19 protein-coding genes are annotated in these 19303 nt (G+C 43.4%); 7 read left to right on the top strand and 12 right to left on the bottom strand.

Features of this window, described 5'->3' with window-relative positions; all coding sequences use genetic code 11:
• Positions 1–29: 29 nt before the first annotated feature.
• The 3 genes from IPM95_15040 to IPM95_15030 are packed head-to-tail and all read right to left on the bottom strand — an operon-like array spanning position 30 to position 2529.
• Complete coding sequence (locus tag IPM95_15040) at positions 30–524, bottom strand: hypothetical protein (protein MBK9330572.1); 495 nt, start codon at positions 522–524, stop codon at positions 30–32.
• A 45-nt stretch (positions 525–569) separates the two neighbouring features.
• Positions 570–1130 (bottom strand): hypothetical protein, encoded by a 561-nt coding sequence (locus IPM95_15035; GenBank protein MBK9330571.1) that lies wholly within the window; start codon positions 1128–1130, stop codon positions 570–572.
• 37 nt (positions 1131–1167) lie between these two features.
• Entirely contained in the window at positions 1168–2529 is a 1362-nt protein-coding gene (locus IPM95_15030; protein ID MBK9330570.1) for an OmpA family protein, read from the bottom strand.
• 146 nt (positions 2530–2675) lie between these two features.
• Here IPM95_15030 and IPM95_15025 point away from each other — a divergent pair, with 146 nt between their 5' ends.
• The 3 genes from IPM95_15025 to trmB all read left to right on the top strand — a co-directional run bounded on the left by IPM95_15025 (position 2676) and on the right by trmB (position 4227).
• Positions 2676–3206 (top strand): hypothetical protein, encoded by a 531-nt coding sequence (locus IPM95_15025; GenBank protein ID MBK9330569.1) that lies wholly within the window; start codon positions 2676–2678, stop codon positions 3204–3206.
• Positions 3207–3292: 86 nt separating this feature from the next.
• A complete protein-coding gene (locus tag IPM95_15020; GenBank protein ID MBK9330568.1) occupies positions 3293–3529 on the top strand; it encodes a hypothetical protein in 237 nt (78 codons plus the stop codon).
• Between the two features lie 50 nt (positions 3530–3579).
• Positions 3580–4227 (top strand): tRNA (guanosine(46)-N7)-methyltransferase TrmB, encoded by a 648-nt coding sequence (gene trmB / locus IPM95_15015; protein MBK9330567.1) that lies wholly within the window; start codon positions 3580–3582, stop codon positions 4225–4227.
• Here trmB and IPM95_15010 read toward each other — a convergent pair.
• The 4 genes from IPM95_15010 to IPM95_14995 are packed head-to-tail and all read right to left on the bottom strand — an operon-like array spanning position 4222 to position 8090.
• A complete protein-coding gene (locus tag IPM95_15010) occupies positions 4222–4794 on the bottom strand; it encodes a hypothetical protein (protein ID MBK9330566.1) in 573 nt (190 codons plus the stop codon). The genes trmB and IPM95_15010 overlap by 6 nt on opposite strands.
• A gap of 5 nt (positions 4795–4799) precedes the next feature.
• Entirely contained in the window at positions 4800–5855 is a 1056-nt protein-coding gene (locus IPM95_15005) for a COX15/CtaA family protein (protein MBK9330565.1), read from the bottom strand.
• A 9-nt stretch (positions 5856–5864) separates the two neighbouring features.
• Complete coding sequence (locus tag IPM95_15000) at positions 5865–6851, bottom strand: NAD-dependent epimerase/dehydratase family protein (GenBank protein ID MBK9330564.1); 987 nt, start codon at positions 6849–6851, stop codon at positions 5865–5867.
• A gap of 60 nt (positions 6852–6911) precedes the next feature.
• Positions 6912–8090: an anhydro-N-acetylmuramic acid kinase gene (locus IPM95_14995; GenBank protein MBK9330563.1), complete on the bottom strand. Its 1179-nt coding sequence runs from the start codon at positions 8088–8090 to the stop codon at positions 6912–6914.
• Between the two features lie 84 nt (positions 8091–8174).
• Between IPM95_14995 and IPM95_14990 the strand changes: the two genes are divergently transcribed.
• The 3 genes from IPM95_14990 (at position 8175) to IPM95_14980 (ending at position 11088) form a co-directional block, all read left to right on the top strand.
• The gene (locus IPM95_14990) at positions 8175–8783 is read left to right on the top strand and encodes a methyltransferase domain-containing protein (protein ID MBK9330562.1); all 609 of its coding nucleotides are present in this window, start codon (positions 8175–8177) and stop codon (positions 8781–8783) included.
• A gap of 6 nt (positions 8784–8789) precedes the next feature.
• Complete coding sequence (locus tag IPM95_14985; GenBank protein ID MBK9330561.1) at positions 8790–9197, top strand: DUF983 domain-containing protein; 408 nt, start codon at positions 8790–8792, stop codon at positions 9195–9197.
• Between the two features lie 103 nt (positions 9198–9300).
• A complete protein-coding gene (locus tag IPM95_14980; protein MBK9330560.1) occupies positions 9301–11088 on the top strand; it encodes an alkaline phosphatase D family protein in 1788 nt (595 codons plus the stop codon).
• 8 nt (positions 11089–11096) lie between these two features.
• On the opposite strand, the gene IPM95_14975 is transcribed toward IPM95_14980, so the two are convergent.
• The 4 genes from IPM95_14975 to IPM95_14960 all read right to left on the bottom strand — a co-directional run bounded on the left by IPM95_14975 (position 11097) and on the right by IPM95_14960 (position 18006).
• Positions 11097–11960, bottom strand: a complete 864-nt coding sequence (locus tag IPM95_14975; GenBank protein MBK9330559.1) for a metal-dependent hydrolase — start codon at positions 11958–11960, stop codon at positions 11097–11099.
• A gap of 295 nt (positions 11961–12255) precedes the next feature.
• Entirely contained in the window at positions 12256–13323 is a 1068-nt protein-coding gene (locus IPM95_14970; GenBank protein ID MBK9330558.1) for an alkene reductase, read from the bottom strand.
• 639 nt (positions 13324–13962) lie between these two features.
• Positions 13963–16827 carry an excinuclease ABC subunit UvrA gene (gene uvrA / locus IPM95_14965; GenBank protein MBK9330557.1) on the bottom strand — a complete coding sequence of 955 codons (2865 nt, stop codon included), beginning with the start codon at positions 16825–16827 and terminating at the stop codon, positions 13963–13965.
• Between the two features lie 138 nt (positions 16828–16965).
• Entirely contained in the window at positions 16966–18006 is a 1041-nt protein-coding gene (locus tag IPM95_14960; GenBank protein ID MBK9330556.1) for a hypothetical protein, read from the bottom strand.
• Positions 18007–18269: 263 nt separating this feature from the next.
• Between IPM95_14960 and IPM95_14955 the strand changes: the two genes are divergently transcribed.
• On the top strand, positions 18270–18461 hold the full coding sequence (locus IPM95_14955; GenBank protein ID MBK9330555.1) for a hypothetical protein: 192 nt from the start codon (positions 18270–18272) through the stop codon (positions 18459–18461).
• Positions 18462–18488: 27 nt separating this feature from the next.
• On the opposite strand, the gene IPM95_14950 is transcribed toward IPM95_14955, so the two are convergent.
• Positions 18489–19274 carry a hypothetical protein gene (locus IPM95_14950; GenBank protein ID MBK9330554.1) on the bottom strand — a complete coding sequence of 262 codons (786 nt, stop codon included), beginning with the start codon at positions 19272–19274 and terminating at the stop codon, positions 18489–18491.
• Positions 19275–19303 lie beyond the last annotated feature (29 nt).

Here is a 19303-nt window from a genome sequence, read left to right as displayed (position 1 = left end):
TATTTTAAAGGAAATTTTCTGAATCTGTTTTATTCTATGATATTGATTTGTCCATCAGTGATTTTTACAGAATCCGTTTGGGAAGAGTTATAAATCACTCCGGAAAAAGTGCCTTCCACATATCTTATGTAATCTGCTGAACTTCCGGCAATGTTGGAGATGTTAAATGTAAGGTGAGATTTGGCCGTTCCGAGAGAACTGAATAATTCACTGCCGTCTTCCCACTGTACAAAGTTGAAAGCATTCCCTGCGCCAGTCATATTGTAAGAGCCTGTGGAGGGAACATTCTGATTGTTGATGGAGAAATCTTTGGTGCTGGTAGTGGCGTCTAATTGAAATTTATTACCATCGCGAATATGCGCATCGGATTGGGTAACGCCGGCATCACCGGTGGTTACAGAAAATAATACGCCATCGGCCTTTAAACTGATTTGCTGTTTGACGCTGCCGGAAGTGGTTGTTTTTTTACAGGCTGCGGAAAGCAGCGTTAGTGCCAGGATTGTTAAGAGATGGATTGTCTTCATAAGCTGTATTTTGATTCGATATTGTTTGGTGAAAATAATTTATTTTTACAATGGAGCGCCAGTAAGGGCACATATTTCTTCATAGGATTTTGATTTGTAATAATCCTGGATAGAAAGGCCATTTCCGAGCCTTAAATTCTGAGTGCCTCTTATCAGGAAATAGCGAACCTGAAGTGTGTTTGTCGTTATAAGTGTGGTAAATTCTGTTTGTAAATTGCCAAAATCCTGTCTGTGGGCTGCAAATCGAAGCTCACCGGTAACACCAAATGAGATCCCGGTAGCATCCATTTCTACAATAGGAGATGAAGTAGAATTAAACCGCTGTGAAAATGGCAATTGATAGTGGACATTATTCTGCCATCTTACAAATGCTAAATAAAATCCTCCTGAATCTACAAAATTATCTGTGTATTGAGGAACTACGACCCCCATGGTTTTATTCGTGGCAATATCGGTGAAATTAGCGGCAAAAGTAATCCAATTCGAATACATCACATTGGCGTTTCCGTCTTTTCCGGCAGGGCCCTGAAGCCCTTCTTTAGAGCATGAAAAAATTGAAATCACTATAGCTATAGCGATAAATGATTTTGAAAATAAATTCTTCATAGTTATGATTTTATAGTTAATAAATTTGCTGATAGTATTATAATTTTACAAATTCCACCCTCCGGTTATTGGCTTTTCCTTCGGCAGAGGTATTTGGTTCTGCAGGCTGAGTTTCGCCCTTTCCTTCCGTTTCCATTCGGCTGTTGTCAATTCCGAATTCTTTGTTTAAGGCAGCTTTCACCGCGTCAGCCCGTTTTTTGGATAGCGTCATATTGCCGGCATCGTCACCATCGCTGTCGGTATGGCCCACAATTTTTACTTTAACCTCCGGATTTTCTGTCATTACAGCGGCAAAATCTTTCAAGGTTCCGTAGGATTCTCCTTTGATTTTATCGCTGTTCACATCAAATTTGATGCCTGTGGTAGAATATTTTCCCAATTCTAAAAATTTATGACGGGTATCCGGTGCACCAACGGCAACCCTTAAATTGCTGAGAAAATAGGCGTTGTTCGGATCATGATAACCATCTGTACGGAATCCAAGAAAATTATATTTAACGCTTGCGGAGAACGCTTTTGGGATATCCCAGATCTTCGTTTCGTTGACATATACCCTCAGCCGTGTCTTTTGCCGCCAGACGGACACTTTCACCACATTTTTACTTTCATGGGTAAAATCGCCAAAGTCCGTTTGGTTCCTTAGAAGTTCCGCTCCCGTCTCATCATAGGTAACTAAAAATTTCTGTCCGTTTGCGCCGCCACCGGCTGCTTCCGGATGTAAGGCAATTAACACGCCGTTATCCTTATCTCCGCCATATTGTTTCCATTTCACGTAGTTTTTTACAGGGCTTGCCAATGGAACAAAGAAAAAATGAAAGGCAGTGGAATAATAACTGAATGGTTGTGTACATGCCAGCATAAACTCCACAGTAAAGTTTTCGGGTAGGTTGGTTACAAACTCCGGATAAATAATACTTTCAGGTCCAAATTTCAACCATTTGCCCTGTTGTCCATCTATTGATACTAATTCTCCAGTTCCATTTGTATTCCACTTAGCCGGAAAATCACCGATGGCATCCTGTGAGAAATCTTCCACGGCGATTACCTTTTCACCGGGTACGAAATCAAACTTTCCGTAAGCCTTTAAACTCCCGTTTCCGGAGGAGGAGCTTCCGCTGTTGCCTGCTGTCGAACCGTTTCCATCACTACCGTTATTGCTATCCGAATTGTTGCTCCCTTTTGACTTGGAGGATGAATTTTTTACATCATTCTTTACACCCTCCTTGGTTTTGTTGTATGCCTTCTCAGCCGCGTTATCTACCTCTTGCTGTATTTTTTGCTGCGCTTTATTGCTTAGGCCATCTGCAATCCTGTCGCCCAAACCACCCCATTGTGCAAACGTATTGTATCCGTTAAAAAATAAAAGGGTAAATACTCCTGCTAATACTATCTTTTTCATGTTTATTCTTTTAATGATTACCTAAATTTAGGAAATACATAGATACTAGACAAGGGAAATTAGTATCTGGTCAAACTGAATGAGTATCCGTAAAAATTGGGAAATGTAGATTTGCTTTTTTATTTTCGTTCAAACTTAAATTCAGTATGGCAGCATTTTCAATAGGTACAAGGATTGAACACCCCAAATTTGGAAACGGTGTAATCATCGACGACAGGGATGAATACTCTTATAACATTTATTTCCCCGGGGAGGGAGAGAAAGAAATCTCCAAGAATTTTGACGGAATGGTAGTCGTAAAGCTGGTAGAGAAAGATAAGGATGCGGTGTCTCTGGAGCAGATAACGTCCGTTTTGCAAAAAATCATACAACCATTGACAGAACCGATTGAAGACTGCAAAATGGCGGAAAAATGGGATGGCGGCAATCTGGTGATGCAGCCTAAAGACAAGTCTTTACAGTCGAAGGAAATACCCGTGGAGGCATTTTTTCATAAAATTGTCATGACGCGCGACCGCCTGAGGGTGATGGAGCAGAAAATCAATGCATCCAAGCTGACGGATTCAGAAAAGGTTGAATTACAGCAATATATAACAAGAATCTACGGCAGCTTAACGACGTTCAACGTGCTTTTCCGGTTCAAGGATGATTGTTTTAAAGGCACCGGCGGGGATTAAAATCAGCAGCCGAATAATTTCATATAAAAATTTGTTGCCATATAAAATAATATGGTTTAACTTCCGTTTACCCATAAATACTTTTTATGCAACAAATATTTACACCCGAACTTTTAATTAAACATCTTTACAACGAAACTACTCCTGCAGAAGCGAGAGCAATTGCGGTTGCTTTACAGAATAACTCTTCTTTGCAGGAAGAATTCAGGCACTTGAAAGAAACAAAATACAGGTTGGACGAGTCTGAAGGAGGCGAACCGGGCCAATCGACGATTCAGAAAATTCTCGTCTATTCCGGACAGACGCAAATGCAGCCGGTTTAGTTTTTCTCTTCCAATTACGCATAGCTTTTTATCTTTGCAAAAAAAATCAGGTGGCAAAGAAGGGAAAGCTGCAAAAATTCGCAGAATTAGCTGAAAATCCAGTCGTATTTGAAAAAAATCCTGTTCTGAAAGGAAAATGGAAGGCTGAATTTTTTAAGAACACCCATCCGGTAATTTTAGAATTGGCCTGCGGAAAGGGCGATTATACACTGGGAATGGCAAGGCTGTTTCCGGATAAGAATTTCATTGGCATGGATATCAAGGGTAATCGTATCTGGAGTGCCGCCCGGATTGCCGGAATCGAAGCGTTCAGCCATGTTGCTTTCATCAGAGACCAGATTGACCATTTGACAGACTATTTTGAAAAAGAGGAAGTGGAGGAAATCTGGATTACATTTTCAGACCCTTTCCCAAGAGACGGAGATGCCAAGAGACGGCTGACCGCCAAAAAATTCCTGCAGTTGTATAAAGAAGTCCTCAAACCGGGTGGGCTGATTCATCTGAAAACAGACAGCGATATTCTCTATCATTTTACGAAAGAGACCTTATCGGAATTTCCTTCCGTTATACTGAAAGATTATGCCGATGTGTATGCCCTGCACAAGAATGATGAATTGTATGGGATACAAACGTATTACGAACAGATGCACCTGAGAGATGGTAAAACCATAAAGTATCTGTGCTTTCAGCTATTATGAAAACCCAATCAGTTCGAGGATATCCGCGTATTCATCTACAGCGCTCCATCCTGCTTTTTCTTCCTTTCTGCAGCTGATCTGGATGCCGTATGGTCGCAGACTTCCGGTAATTGTCAGAATATTCTCTTTGGAGAAGCCGGCTTCTATATATACGTTATGGTTGGAAATAAAGTCCCGGACTGCTTGATTCGAGAGGTCTTTCGGATGTAATTTCAAAACAAAAAAATCTGCCGGCTGCCGGCTGCCAATCACGGACAAATCATTTACATCTATCTGTAAAAATTTTTCGAACGCCAGTTCTTCTCTCTGCGGGTGTAAATAAGGAATCTGGATATCGCTCATGCTCAGTTCTTTTGCGGCATATTCAATCTCTTCTTTGGACTGATGTATACCAAACTCCCCCACAATAACCGGTTCGTGCAGCCAGCTTATGATTTCTTTTGCCTTCGGAATGGAAATATTGTATTCGTTTAATACATCCAGACAAAACCCCAGATAATGTGCACCTATTGCGCTGAAGAATCGTGCATCCGTTAAGTTGGTTATGGAAGAAATCTTCAGTTGCATGATTCTTATTTTTGCTCTAAGGCTCTGTATTTAATGAAATAATGACCTTCGATAGAAAATATCAGCAAAAGAAATGCGCCCAGCTGATGTAATACGCCCAGAATAACCGGCACCTTTCCCTGACTGTACAACAATGTTAGAATCCCCAGCGGTAACTGAATGCAGACCATGATTAGCAGAAACCATCTCGTACGGTGAAATTGAAATTGTGCTGCTGCCTTTTTCGTCTTGAAAAAAACGAATAGCACATAAAAGAAAATAAGATAGGCCATATTGCGGTGCAGGAACTGAAAAAGCAGCTTCATAGAAAGCTCATATGCATCACCGTTGGAAAAGTTCATTTCGACTGGGTAATAATGTCCGTTCATCAAGGGGAATGTGGTACACACCAATGCCGCCTTTGAACCCGCCACCAATGCGCCTAACCCTATCTGAAGAAAAACAAGAATCATCAGGATGAGAAAATATCTTCTGTTCGCAGTATCATACGTTGTGTGTTGTCTGGGATAGAGATATTCCAGCGCCGTTCGCAATACATATCCGACGATAATCGTTGCCACTAAGATATGAGATGTCAGGTTCACCGGATTCACTAAAACGGTGTTTTGTTTCAATCCGCTTTGTACCATCATCCAGCCGACTGTACCGGCGACGGCGCCCAGTACGATTGCAACTGCAATCTTAATGATATCCTGCCTGTTGACAATTTTCTTATACATAAAAAAAAGCAGCGGGAGAATGGCGGCGAATCCGAGGATACGCGCCCACAAACGATGAAACCATTCCCAGAAATAAATGGATTTGAATTCAGAAAGCGTCATCGTGGTATTAAGAAGTTTGTACTGTCCGAACTGCTGGTATTTGGAAAATGCCAGATTCCAGTCCTGTTCATTCATTGGCGGCAAAAAACCTAAGATGGCTTTCCATTCCGTGATGGAAAGCCCGCTGCCGGTCAGGCGGGTGATGCCTCCTAACAGGATTTGCCCCAGCAACATGCCCACGCCTAATATCCACCAATAGGCGAGCACCTTATTTTTGTTTTCTGCAGAAAAAAATGTCATGCTATATTCTTATACAGGTTCACTGTCAGATTTAATTGTGTTTGCCACTTTTTTAATGGTCTTTTCTAAAGGGATAAAATTAAATTTCAATGCTTCTCTTATTTTATGATTGTCATACTCAAATTTTTCCATCGCCACTTTCAGGGCTTCCTGAGTCACTTTCCTTTTTCTGTCGGATAATTTGGAAAAGAACCAGTCTGCCGTTACAAACACTTTTGCCAGCAAAGGGTTCAACACTCTGCCAGGTGGAGCAACTTCCAATGCCCGAGCGACCTGCTCAAAATAGTCTTTAAAGGAAATGTTCTCGCTAACGACAATAAAACGCGCTGAATGTATCTCGCTGTTCATTAGTTGAATTGCGGCTTTTGCGGTATCCTCCACGTCAATAAATCCATTGGTGCCATTTGTGTAAAACGGCAATTTCCGGGTTGCAATTTGTTTAAACAGCCGTATCGTTGCCTTATGTTCATCGTTGCAGATGCCGACGATGATGCCCGGATTAATGATAGCGGCCTCCAGACCTTCCTGTATGCCCCGCCATATTTCACGTTCCGCCAGCATTTTCGTAATTCCGTAATGCGTGGTCCATTGATTCTTTTCCCATTTGGTTTCTTCCGTAATCAGCTCTTCCGGTTTGCCTCCGATAGCGGCTATCGAACTGACATGCAGGAGTTTTTTAATCCCGTTTGTCAATGCCACATTCACCACATTCGCCGTCCCTTCAATATTCGTTTTGTACATAGCGTCGTAGTACGAACTGTCGTAACCGATGATGGCGGCCGAATGGTAGATTTTATCGACACCCTCCAAGGCGGCTTCTAAGGAAGGAATGTCCAGGATATCGCCCAATGCAATTTCTATTTTATCCAGAATTGGAGCGAAGTGGGTGATACTGGAAGTTGGGCGAACAAGGATCCGTACAGATTCTCCGTCGGCAACGAGTTGTTTCACCAACTCACCGCCTAAAAATCCGGAAGCACCAGTAACTAGAACCATGATGCAAAGGTATTGGAATAAGTCTTAAGTTAAAAAGCTTTCTTATGTTTGGTTGTTATTTTATGGTAAATACACCGCTCCGCCGATAACATCCTTGTGTGCGCCCGTAACAGAGGACAGGCAGTTTGGAACTCCCAATACTCTCAGTAATCCAATAAAAGCCATAGCCAAAGCTTCTTTATAGGAAATGGTTAGTTTGTCAGGCACAATTACGGTTGATCTGGTGTGTGCCTGAATCCGTTCGATTAAGAATGTATTGAATGCGCCGCCACCTGTAATCAGGATATTAGAATGAAAGTTTGGGATTACGGATTTTGTTTCCTTCCCAATCTGAATCGAAATATGTTCCACGGCAGTAGCCAATTTGTCTTCTGTATTGTTATTATAGTTATCCAGCAATGCAATCCATTCTGAGTAAACATGCTCTGTCCCCAAGGACTTCGGAGCGGGTTGTTTGCAAAATGCAATCGTATTCAATTCCTCTAAGATGGGCTGGATAATGGTTCCTTTTCTGGCTAAATCTCCATTTTCGTCGAACGCCAGCCCGTTTTGTTGTGCTAAATGATTCAGCAGGGTATTCGCGGCACAAACGTCATATGCAATAACTTTTTTACCAATCTCGGCTTCTGAAACTTTCTCGGGAGAATTAGGATGATGGAATGAAATATTCGCAATGCCTCCCATATTCAAAAACGCGTTGTAATCCGGAAACAGATATTGCTCTGCAATGGGAACCAGCAACGCACCCTGTCCTCCATAAGCCACATCGGATGTACGGATATCGCAAACGACTTTGCAGTTGGTATTTGCCGCAATCTGAGCACCACACCCGATTTGGGTGGTAAATCCGGCACAAGGCTGATGGAAGATGGTGTGTCCGTGCGAGCAGATGAAATCAACGGTTTCGATATTGTTTTCTTGAATAAACAGAGTCGTAAGTTGTCCAAAATATTTCCCCACTTCAGTATGTAGTCTTGCAAATTCGAATGCTGATAAATGGGGCGCATTTCGCAATTTTTCTCTAAATCCCGCAGGGAATTCTTTGCAATCTGCTTGTAGGATTTTGTATTCAACAGTAAATGGCCGACAGTCAATTTCTGTGTCAGTATCGATTATCGCCCTTGAACTATCGACTATAAACCTCACATAGCAGATATCCAATCCGTCCAGCGAACTGCCGCTCATCAATCCAATGACGTGATATGTCCTGCGGACTTCCATGCAGGACAAAACTATCAAAGATTTCGGTACTTTTTATTTTTTGTGATAAATGTTACAGATAAATCCGACTATATACTGTAGTTTTGAAAGTTGAAAGCGCTTATGGTAAGCGCACCATTTAATATGCAGCAGATAGATAAAGATTTTTGGGACGATCGCTGGAAAAACCAGGAAACCGGCTGGGATTTAAAGTCCGTTTCTCCTCCTCTGAAACAATATATAGATACAATTGAAGACAAGAATGCGGCTATTCTGATTCCCGGCTGCGGCAATGCTTATGAAGCAGAATACCTGCTTGCGAACGGGTTTGCCAATGTCACCGTAATTGACCTTGCCCCGACATTGATAAAGAATCTGTTGCAGAAGTATGAAAAATATGCCGGTAGGCAGCTCACGGTTATCTGCGGAGATTTCTTTAAACATACCGGCAATTACGATATTATCCTGGAGCAAACTTTTTTCTGCGCGTTACTGCCACCTCAAAGGGAAAGCTATGCAGAAAAGATGCATTCACTGCTGCATACCGGAGGAGAGCTCGCTGGGTTGTTGTTTGATAAAAAATTTGAAAGCGGACCGCCATTCGGCGGAAATAAGGAAGAGTATATGACAATATTCCAAAAGAAATTTGAGGTAAAAGAGATGGAGCAGTGTATCACCTCCATTGCTCCAAGATCCGGAACGGAATTATTCTTCATAGTAAAAAGGAAGTAAACTATAATGAAAGAATCGGTTAGTATACTAAAGCCCAGATGGCGTTATGCGATGCTGCTCAAATGCCCGAGTTGCGGAAAAGAAAAATTATTTAAGTCAAACCCATACGTGTTGAACAATATGCTGGACATGAATGATCGATGCTCTAAATGTGGAGAAGATTTTCAGGTGGAAACCGGTTTTTACTATGGTGCCATGTATATGAGCTATATTATCACTTCTGCCATGTGTCTGGCTTTGCTCCCCATCTATATGGCATTCAATTTCAGCCGGGATAAATTTCTGGATAACGCAGGGTATTATATTGCATCCTGTGCCCTGTTAATTGTATTGGCGGCTCCTTATGTGGCGCATTTGTCGAGAGCCATCTGGCTGACAGTTCATATAAAATATATGAAGAAACACGATCATTAATCAGGAGGCCTTTTGAAGGATGGATTTCCGATTTGTTCAGAATGTCAATAAAATTTACACCCTATATTCACATTGATATGTGCATTATTTTGTAACTTTTCGCATGCATTTTACCAGACTAAGCTTGTTTATCCTTGTTTTAATTTCCGGCACGGGATTTTCACAAACAATTACGCACGGACCGATGACAGGCGGTGTAACGGAAAACAGCGCACGCATTTATATCCGAACCAATCAGGCGACTGATTTTACGATGGAATATAGTACTGACTCATTGTTTGGCTCATTTCTGTCGGTTAATTCAGCCACCGATGCCGTATTAGACAGCAGTAAGATTGTGAACCTGTCTTCTCTGATTCCCTCTACCGACTACTATTTCCGCTATCGTATCAACGGGGCCGTTCAACCGGTAAGCGGACACTTTAAAACATTCCCGACTGTTGGAACTCCGGAACATCTCGTATTTGTTACCGGTTCCTGTCAGGAAACGGAAAATATGAAAGTGTTTGATGTGATGCCCAGGCACCATCCGGACTTATTTATTCATACCGGAGATTTTACCTATCCTTCATACCAGATTCCGAGGTATTTTGGATTCAATTATCCCGAGGACTGGAAAACCATAGAGCTGGCATGGCGCAGACGAAATGAGGAGCCGGTTTGTAAAGACATGTTGAAAAAAATGCCCATCGCCTATATGCCTGACGATGACGACACATGGGGCAATTCAAGGTACTTCAAAGGTGGAGAGGCAAAAATACGCACCGAGAACGGAAAGCTCATTAATTATATAGAATTGTTGCCACGCACACAGCAGATGCGCACCAACTGCCTGGAAGGGTACAGAAAATTCTTCCCAGGGTACCCTCCGGTCAATGATACGGATGGCTATTATCATTCCTTTAAAGCCGGCAATTGTGAGTTTTTTGTGATTGATGTCCGCAGTTGCAATACCGGAGGCTGGAATAATCTAAAATACAATGCCCAGTTTAATCTATGGACGTATGACGGATTGAATCCTGCCAATAAATTGCTGAATCAACCACAGATGGGATGGTTTCTGAACGCGCTCAAAAATTCCACGGCAACCTGGAAATTTATCATTTCCGGAGTGCCTTTCAATAAGAATATACAGCAGTTGGTGGAGTTGCCATTATTTCTGCAGGGCGTCCAGTTCAATATTGCCGGACAGGCGGGAACAGGATTCCGATTGTCCTACAGCTTGTCTGATTATTTCGGTGCGTACGCATATGAGCGCAACCAGATACTGAATTTCATCAAAAACAATAACCTTAAAAATATCATTGTCATCAGTGGTGATACACACGGCTGCGCTATTGACGATGGAACGAATGCTGGCTTGCCGGAGATGAATGCGAGCGGATTGAGTGTGTCATCCACAGAACTGTATTACCAGTTTGATAATATTCTGTCCGCGATTGGGTTTGATCTGAACAAATGGTTGTGGAACAAAGGCGGTATGGGTATCGGCAACAACAACACCAAAAATGCATTTGGCAAGATGGAGGTGTTTGGCAATGACTCCGTACAATTATGCATTATCGACGAAGACAATGTAACGGTTGCCTGCCATACGGTAAAGAGCAACATGGTTATTTCTTCCGTGAATGATTTTAAACTGGTGAATGACATGCTTACGGTTTCACCCAACCCGGCGACTGATCATCTCACCGTTTCATTGAACACTAAGTATGGTTCGGAGAAAATACGCCGGCTGAGAATCATAGACATATCGGGGAAAGAGGTTTTTGCAACCGATAGATTCAATACGACACTCGATATCCCGGCTCAGGAATTTTCCATTGGAGCCTACTTTATCAGCGTAGAGACGGATAAGGCTTTCGGTGTTCAGAAGTTCGTAAAGCAGTAGTTCAAATCTCAGGCGTAAGCCTTGTCTTTGAAAAACTGTTCGATCAGATACCGGTCATCAATATTATCGGGGTGAAAGTCGCGTTTGAAATATTCGAGCAGATGTCTCGATAAATTTTTGCCTATTTCTCCGAAAACGACAGTCTTTAACAGGAGATAGGTTTCAAACGGCATCTTGACAATACTCTTGTCTTTATCCTGAGAGATGAAGTAGATCTGCCCGATGCCGAGATAACCCCACAATAATACGGTGGCAAGGCCCATGCCGGATACGCGCAGGAAATAACTGTCGTCTACCTCTTTCAGAACATCAAAACAAACCGCTTTATGTTCAATCTCTTCGGAGGCATGCCAGTGCAGCAGTTCCAGCATCTGCGGAGCGATATTGTCATTGGTTGCAATCGGTTCGTGAAACAAGGCATTCGCCAGGATAGCGGTATAATGTTCCAAAGCCGTGGTCACCGACAATGCAAACTTATCCCCCAATCTGGGTTGTATGCGGTTGAGCAGCCCCCGGCTCATATTTTCATAACTGTATTTTCCACTGAATGCGGTTGATTTCAAAAAATCAGCAAACCACATGGGTTTCAGTTTTTGCTCCTCCATCACTTCCCAGAAGCGCTGGTGTTCGCGTGCGTGTACACCTTCCTGTCCGCAGAAGCTATTGATATCTTTTTTAAGCTGTTCGTCTTTGATGTCTTTGGCAAAGCGTCGTACGCTGCGTACGAAGAATTTCTCGCCTTCGGGAAAAACGACATGCATGCTGTTTACAAAATGCGTGGCAATGGAACTGCCCAAAACCCAGTGTTTAGGAACCTTGTCAAAATTGAAATGTACGTTGCGTACTTTTAATGCAGGAGACGGTGCTGTCATATTCTGTTTTTTGTTTACTTAAAAGTAAACGCTATTCTTCAAACAAAATTTAGCTTAAGATAAGAACCTTGAAAATATACCGGCACACCCTTCTGTTCACTCATAAGAAAATATATTGAAAGGAAACCCTAAGAGGGGATTCAGTAGCATGCCTGTCAGCATACAGGGCAAAAAAGGGAGCGTATTTAAAAAACTGGGTGGTGGACAAAAAAGAAGTAAAATGGCATACACTATTTCGACATTTTCAGATAAAGGACGAAGAGCGCACAATAGCGCTCTTCGTCGTATCTTTCAGTTATGCCGTATATTCCGGATAGTCTGTATACCCTTTCTCATCAGCGGTATAAAGTGTATTGAAGTCAACCGGAGCCAATGGATGGTTGTACGTGAATCGTTCCACTAAATCAGGATTGGAGATGAAGGGCTTGCCGAATGCAATCAGATCCGCCTTTCTGCTGTCCAGGTCTGCGTCTCCCTTTTCTTTATCATACCCGCCACTCAGAATCAGGATTTGACGGAATTTCTCCCTGGCGGTTGCCTTAATGGAAAAAGGTACTTCCGGTGCACCGCCACTGCTGTGGTCAACTAGGTGGAGGTACAAGATCCCGATTTCATTTACACCTTCAAATATTCTTTCATACAGGTTGTCTAAGGATGCATCATAAGGCATGTCGTTGAATATGCCGTATGGTGACAGACGAATGCCCGTTTTTTCTTTGCCGATTGCTGCAGCCACCGCAGAGGTTACCTCCAGTACGAATTTTATGTGATCGCCATATTCATCCATGCGCTGATTGCTGGACGGACGGATGAACTGTTCAATCAGGTATCCGTTTGCTCCGTGTAATTCCACCCCGTCAAAGCCAGCCTCAATGGCGTTTTTGGCAGCCGTTACAAACTCCCCGATGGTAGCTTTCACTTCCTCTGTCGTTAAAGCGGAAGGAACCGGATGTGTCTGCATGCCTTCTGTGTCCGTCCACATTTGTCCTGCGGCAGCAATGGCAGATGGGGCTACCATTTTGGCACCTTCCGGCAAATTTGCCGGATGTCCAATCCTGCCGGTGTGCATCAGCTGGATGAAAATCTTTGCTCCTTTGGAATGTGCGGCGGCAGTTACCTTTTTCCAGGCTTCTTTTTGTGCGGCATTGTAGATGCCCGGAATACGGGCATACCCGATGCCGTTCGGAGAAGGTGAAACACCTTCGGTGATGATCAGACCCGCACCGGCTCTTTGCCCGTAATAGCTTGCCATTAAATCATTAGGAACATTGCCTATCGCTCTGGAGCGTGTCATAGGTGCCATTACTGCCTTGTTTTGAAGGAAGAGGCCGTTTTTGTTGAATGGTTGTAGTAGATTTGACATGATTGTTGTTTAAACATTAATTGTATATACATGTATTTACAAATAGCAGGCCATTTTGTCTAGTAAGCCACTTTGTCATGCGGAGGGTGGCCCTTTTGTGTTATGATATTTATAGATTACCATTTTATAAAAAAAGTTTAAAACGAAAAGAATTGCACGAGTGGCTTCCCCTCCGGGGAGGGGAAATGCGGACAGTGTATATCAGAAAGGATTACCATTTAAAAAAGTCAGGAACAAAATGAATAGCACTTACGGCTTCCCCTCTTGAGAGGGGATTGAGGGGTGTGTCACAGAGATTAAAGAACCCACCCCTTTGTCCCCTCCGGGGAGGGGAAATGCGGACAGTGTATATCAGAAAAGGATTACCATTTAAAAAAGTCAGGAACAAAATGAATAGCACTTACGGCTTCCCCTCTTGAGAGGGGATTGAGGGGTGTGTCACAGAGATTAAAGAACCCACCCCTTTGTCCCCTCCGGGGAGGGGAAATGCGGACAGTGTATATCAGAAAAGGATTACCATTTAAGAAAGTCAGGAACTAAATGAATAGCACTTACGGCTTCCCCTCTTGAGAGGGGATTGAGGGGTGTGTATCTGAGAATAGGTTGGTGTATTCACTATCACCACCGCCATAGTTCATATCATTTAAACTCTTCTTTCAAATATTGACCGGTAATGCTTTTCATGTTTTTAGCCACTTCTTCCGGCGTACCGGTGGCTATGATTTCGCCACCGCTACGGCCGCCTTCAGGTCCTAGGTCGACGATATGGTCTGCTACCTTGATGACGTCCAGATTGTGTTCTATCACAACCACCGTATTGCCTTTGTCCACCAGCTTTTGCAGTACATCCAGCAATACCCGTATATCTTCAAAGTGCAGGCCCGTGGTTGGTTCGTCTAAAATATAAATCGTTTTCCCGGTATCGCGCTTGCTCAGTTCTTCAGAGAGTTTTACACGCTGCGCTTCGCCGCCGCTCAGGGTAGTGGCGGCCTGTCCGAGGCGCACATAACCCAGACCCACCTCATTCAGCATTCTGATTTTATTGTAAATGGATGGAATGTGTTCAAAGAACTGTGCGGCATGTTCTATCGGCATTTCCAGTACATCATAAATGCTTTTGCCTTTGTATTTGATTTCCAGTGTCTCCCGGTTGTAGCGTCTGCCCAGGCATTTAGGACACTCCACATACACATCCGGCAGGAAGTTCATTTCGATCAGTTTCATACCGCCGCCCTGGCATTCTTCGCACCTACCGCCAATCACATTAAATGAAAAGCGGCCATTCTTATACCCCCTGATTTTGGATTCCGGAATATTGGCATACAATTCCCTGATTTTATCAAACATACCGATATAGGTGGCCGGGTTGCTGCGCGGAGTTCGCCCGATTGGTGACTGGTCTATTTCAATGACCTTGTCCAGATGCTCTAGTCCATCGATGCTATTATACGGCATCGGGTTGAACGGAGAACGATAGATATGCTGGTTTAATATCGGGTATAACGTTTCATTGATTAACGTGGACTTGCCGGAACCGGAAACGCCGGTGATGCAGGTAAATGTGCCTAATGGAATTTCCAGTGTCACACTCTTCAGGTTGTGGCCTGTCGCCCCTTTTAAAGTCAAACGGAGCCCGTTTCCCTTGCGTCGTTTTTTAGGAATCTCAATGGATATTTTATTGGCTAAATACTTTGCAGTAGTGGTATTTTGTTCCAGAAATGCTGCGGGTGTGCCCTGCGCCACAATTTCCCCGCCGTGTTCGCCAGCTTTTGGTCCCAAATCCAGGATGTAATCGGAGGCGAGCATGATGTCTTTGTCGTGTTCCACCACGATTACGGTATTACCGATATCCGCCAGGTTGCGGAGAGCTTTAATCAGCCGTCGGTTGTCGCGCTGATGCAATCCGATACTGGGTTCATCCAGGATATACGTGATGCCCTGGAGTTGCGAGCCGATTTGCGTTGCAAGCCGTATGCGTTGCGATTCGCCGCCGGATAAACTTCCAGTAGGCCGGTCAAGGGATAAATAATTCAATCCAACATTCAGCAAAAATCCTATTCTGTCTTCCAGCTCCTTGATGATGTCTTTGGCTATGATATTCTGGTTCTTCGTTAATTTTTTGCCGAGCTGAGCTACCCATTCCTGCAATTCATTCAAATCCTGTCTGGCAACTTCACTGATATTTTTATTGTCCAATTTAAACCATAAGGACTCCTTCTTCAGCCGGGTGCCGCTGCATTCGCTGCAATCCACTTCACTGACGTAATTTTCCGCCCAGTTGCGCAAGGCATCGCTCGAGGTTTCGGTGAAAGATTTATTAATCTGGTTGATGACGCCATCAAAAGAAAGGCTCCAATGGGTATTGGTAGATTTGCGTTCTTTATTTTCCTTTGCTTCCACTTTTATTTTTTCTTCACTGCCATACAGCAAGATCTCCAGGCATTCTTTTGGAAGCCTGTTAATCGGTGTTTTTAAGGTGGCTTTATAGGATGTCAGTATTTGAGTGACAATTTTATAGGTATAGGTGTCGCGGTATTCACCAAAGGGAACAATTCCCTGTTCCAAAACAGATTTACTGTCATCGGGAATCACTTTTTTCATATCCGCTTCCTTGATGACACCCATGCCCTTGCAATGCGGACAGGCTCCATACGGAGAGTTGAAGGAAAACGTGTTCGGTGAAGGCTCCTCATAAGAGATGCCGGTGGTCGGGCACATGAGGGTCTTGGAATAGGTCGTGATTTTTCCATTTTCCAGATTCTCGATAAAGAGTAATCCTTTTCCTTCTTTCAGTGCTTTGTTGATGGATTCCCGTAAGCGCTGCACTTCTTTTTTGTCCACCCTTATCCGGTCTATCACCACTTCAATGTCGTGGATTTTGTAGCGGTCCACCTGCATCTTAGGGTGGATTTCCTGGGTTTCACCGTCCACCCTTACCCGCAGATAGCCTTGTTTGCGGATGTCCTCAAACAGCTCGCGGTAATGTCCTTTGCGGCCGCGCACAAGCGGAGCCAGGATGGCGATTTTCTTATCCTGAAATTTATGCAGAATATCGTCAATGATTTGTTCCTCGGAGAAGCGCACCATCTTTTCACCTGTATTGAAGGAATAGGCATCGCCGATGCGTGCATATAGCAAACGCAAAAAGTCATAAATTTCTGTAGTGGTTCCGACCGTGGAGCGCGGGTTGCGGTTGGTGGTTTTTTGTTCGATGGAGATGACGGGAGACAGACCGGATATTTTTTCTACATCCGGACGCTCCATACTTCCCAGAAACTGCCGGGCATAAGAACCAAAACTCTCCATATATCGACGCTGCCCTTCCGCATAGATGGTATCAAAGGCAAGGGATGATTTGCCGCTGCCGCTTAGTCCGGTGATGACCACAAACTGGTTGCGCGGGATATGTACATCGATATTTTTCAGGTTATGCTCTTTCGCACCATACACGTTGATATGCGTGATTTCTTCTTGTGAGATGGACGGGAGCGGTTTGGTTGACATAAAATAAGCAGCGTAAACTTAGGAAATATCTGTGAAAAACCTGTCAGCAGGAGAAATTGTTCAGCTTTATCTGACCTTTGTGGAGCGAAATTATTGCTGCCGAAAAATAAACAGGACGAAATGGGAAATACAAAGGGACTAATCCGGAACATTTTTCAACCCTGATGCGACAATCTTTCCCCACAGCCAATAGCCGTAGGCGGTCAGGTGGAAATCCAGGCGGTGGAAATATCTATCGACATCATTGGAGCGGTTGATTTCATCCGTCAGGATTTGTTGTGTGTTTATATAGTTTACCGGTGTATCCAATTCCTTTATGGTGGTCTCCAGGTTGAAGGCATTGGCGAAATGATAGGTATTATAGAGTTCATTGGGTCCTGGAGTAATGATTAAGACAAAAATTGCCTTGTTCTTGCTGCAGTATTCATTAAAATCAACCACTTTCTGCTTTATCACCTCCAAAGCGAAATTAAAGTCATCTTTAGTGGAGGTATCGGGGTTCAGGTGCAGTAGTCTGTTAGAGATAATTCTGTAAATGCAGGAAAAGGAATAGAGGTATTCCCACCAGAATGCCTTGCGTGTTCCGTTCGTAAATCGTTCATCTCCGCCTTTGAACATGATATCATCGATATCGGAATAATGAAGGTTGTACAATACTATTTTGGGTTGCGTCTGTTTGAAAAGAGTGTCTAATAATTCAAAAGCATAGACGATATCGCTTCCGCTGACACCTGCGTTGATGACAGTGTAGTTTTTACCCGTTTCTTTCAGGTGATATTCAACGGACCGTGGCCCTGTGGAGTCAACCGGCGCACCTACACCTTCCGTGTAAGAATCACCCAATAGGAGAATATTCTTCTTGTTCCTGTAAAAGGACAAAGCAGTATCGCGGAGCCCCATCTCATTATATTTGTGGCGGTATTGAAATTCAACTTTCTTTTCTGTTCTTTCCGAATTGGGCCGGTTTATATAGAGGCCGTTTGTCAGGCGGCCGGAGGCGCCGAAAGACCTTGACTGATACATACAAAACAGGGAAGTGGAATTATTTTCAATGTAATTAGGGAACCCCTTCCCGGATATCCGCAGATACACTTCAGACACCAGCAGCAATGACAAAAAAACAATAAGATTTATCCTGATTACATTGCTTTTTATGGTCGCCGCAAGTATATACAACAAGGTTAAATAGACAAGAACCGTTACATGGAATCCTGATATCCCATACCTGAAAAATAGAAATGCAAAAAAATATTAATGACAACCAATAAGAATATCCATATCCGTACCTTTTTTCCCATTTTCATATCACTAAATAGCCTACTAAAGATACTGGAAGAAACTATAAAATGTTATCCTGTTTTATCTTTAATTTTACAGAGCCTGTTCAACAATCAATGGATTTTTATATTTTACATACCTAAAGGCCATCTAATTGTTTTCATATGGATAGGATCACTAAAATAGTTGAACACAATAAGGAGTGGGTGGCCAACAAGCTGGCCCTGGATCCGGATTATTTTAGTAACTTATCCAAAGGACAGAATCCGGATTTTATATACATCGGTTGTTCTGACAGCAGGGTGACTGCGGAGGATCGGATGGGAGTTACAATGGGCATTTATAAACTGATTTAAACCTGCAGGCTTTTTTAGTATTTGGGATCAATGCCTTAGGATGATATCCGCCCAAAGCCGGGCGTGTTTATACAAACCTTCTTCATTAAAATGGCAGCCGTCAAAACGATATTCATCGCCTAATGCATCTGTATCGGGCCCGTTGAAAATAGCCAGACTATCCGAAGCCAAACCTCGTTGCGCCTGTTGCAGCAAGGTGTCCGCTGACTGTTTGCATTGGGTGGCAATGGCAGGAAAAACAGGGGCACCTACACCTATGGAGCGGATTTGTGCGATGAGCTCCCTGAAATCATGCTGATATTGCTGTGCATTCTGCTGCGCGAACGGATATGACAGGGAGCCGGCATTGTTGGCTTCTCCCTGATGCCAGAGAATATGCGTAATGGTTAACCCTCTTGACTGAAGATGCCGGATGGTTTCAGTTAAATAATGATTGTTGATGCCACCCGGTTTCCATTGCTGCAGCGTTGTACCCCCGATTGCACAGGGTGCAATAATGACTGTTTTGGCAAACCCATTGTCAACGAGCCTATCGCCCAGCCTGCTCCATACGCTGCCGTTGGTGCCGGCGGCTCCTTTCAGCGGATCTGCACAGGGATAAAAACTACCTGCGTAGAAATTCAGAACATTTTCACAAACAGCACTATAAGGTGTCAATCCAAAATTAGCGGCGTTCGACTGGCCGAGCACGAGCAGGACAGCTGTATCTGTCTGGGTAATGGCCGGATGGCAGTTTATGGTATGAGTTTCAGTATTCTTTGAACATCCTATGAAAAATATACCCAGGCCGCATAATACAAGTTGTATACTCATTCTGAATGTTCTGTACATTTTTATCACAC

The organism is Sphingobacteriales bacterium, from assembly GCA_016719635.1.
Classification (GTDB): domain Bacteria; phylum Bacteroidota; class Bacteroidia; order Chitinophagales; family JADIYW01; genus JADJSS01.
The sequence above is the reverse complement of the archived record's forward strand: the minus strand, read 5'-3'. Positions and strand labels throughout refer to the sequence as shown.

Coding starts and splice junctions, on each gene's coding strand:
- IPM95_14970 (MBK9330558.1), bottom strand. CDS start 13,323: ATGTCAAATCTACTACAACCATTCAACAAAAACGGCCTCTTCCTTCAA.
- uvrA (MBK9330557.1), bottom strand. CDS start 16,827: ATGTCAACCAAACCGCTCCCGTCCATCTCACAAGAAGAAATCACGCAT.
- IPM95_14990 (MBK9330562.1), top strand. CDS start 8,175: ATGGTAAGCGCACCATTTAATATGCAGCAGATAGATAAAGATTTTTGG.
- IPM95_15035 (MBK9330571.1), bottom strand. CDS start 1,130: ATGAAGAATTTATTTTCAAAATCATTTATCGCTATAGCTATAGTGATT.
- IPM95_14980 (MBK9330560.1), top strand. CDS start 9,301: ATGCATTTTACCAGACTAAGCTTGTTTATCCTTGTTTTAATTTCCGGC.
- IPM95_15040 (MBK9330572.1), bottom strand. CDS start 524: ATGAAGACAATCCATCTCTTAACAATCCTGGCACTAACGCTGCTTTCC.
- IPM95_15025 (MBK9330569.1), top strand. CDS start 2,676: ATGGCAGCATTTTCAATAGGTACAAGGATTGAACACCCCAAATTTGGA.
- IPM95_15005 (MBK9330565.1), bottom strand. CDS start 5,855: ATGACATTTTTTTCTGCAGAAAACAAAAATAAGGTGCTCGCCTATTGG.
- IPM95_14955 (MBK9330555.1), top strand. CDS start 18,270: ATGGATAGGATCACTAAAATAGTTGAACACAATAAGGAGTGGGTGGCC.
- IPM95_14985 (MBK9330561.1), top strand. CDS start 8,790: ATGAAAGAATCGGTTAGTATACTAAAGCCCAGATGGCGTTATGCGATG.
- IPM95_14950 (MBK9330554.1), bottom strand. CDS start 19,274: ATGAGTATACAACTTGTATTATGCGGCCTGGGTATATTTTTCATAGGA.
- IPM95_15010 (MBK9330566.1), bottom strand. CDS start 4,794: ATGCAACTGAAGATTTCTTCCATAACCAACTTAACGGATGCACGATTC.
- IPM95_15000 (MBK9330564.1), bottom strand. CDS start 6,851: ATGGTTCTAGTTACTGGTGCTTCCGGATTTTTAGGCGGTGAGTTGGTG.
- IPM95_15030 (MBK9330570.1), bottom strand. CDS start 2,529: ATGAAAAAGATAGTATTAGCAGGAGTATTTACCCTTTTATTTTTTAAC.
- IPM95_14975 (MBK9330559.1), bottom strand. CDS start 11,960: ATGACAGCACCGTCTCCTGCATTAAAAGTACGCAACGTACATTTCAAT.
- IPM95_15020 (MBK9330568.1), top strand. CDS start 3,293: ATGCAACAAATATTTACACCCGAACTTTTAATTAAACATCTTTACAAC.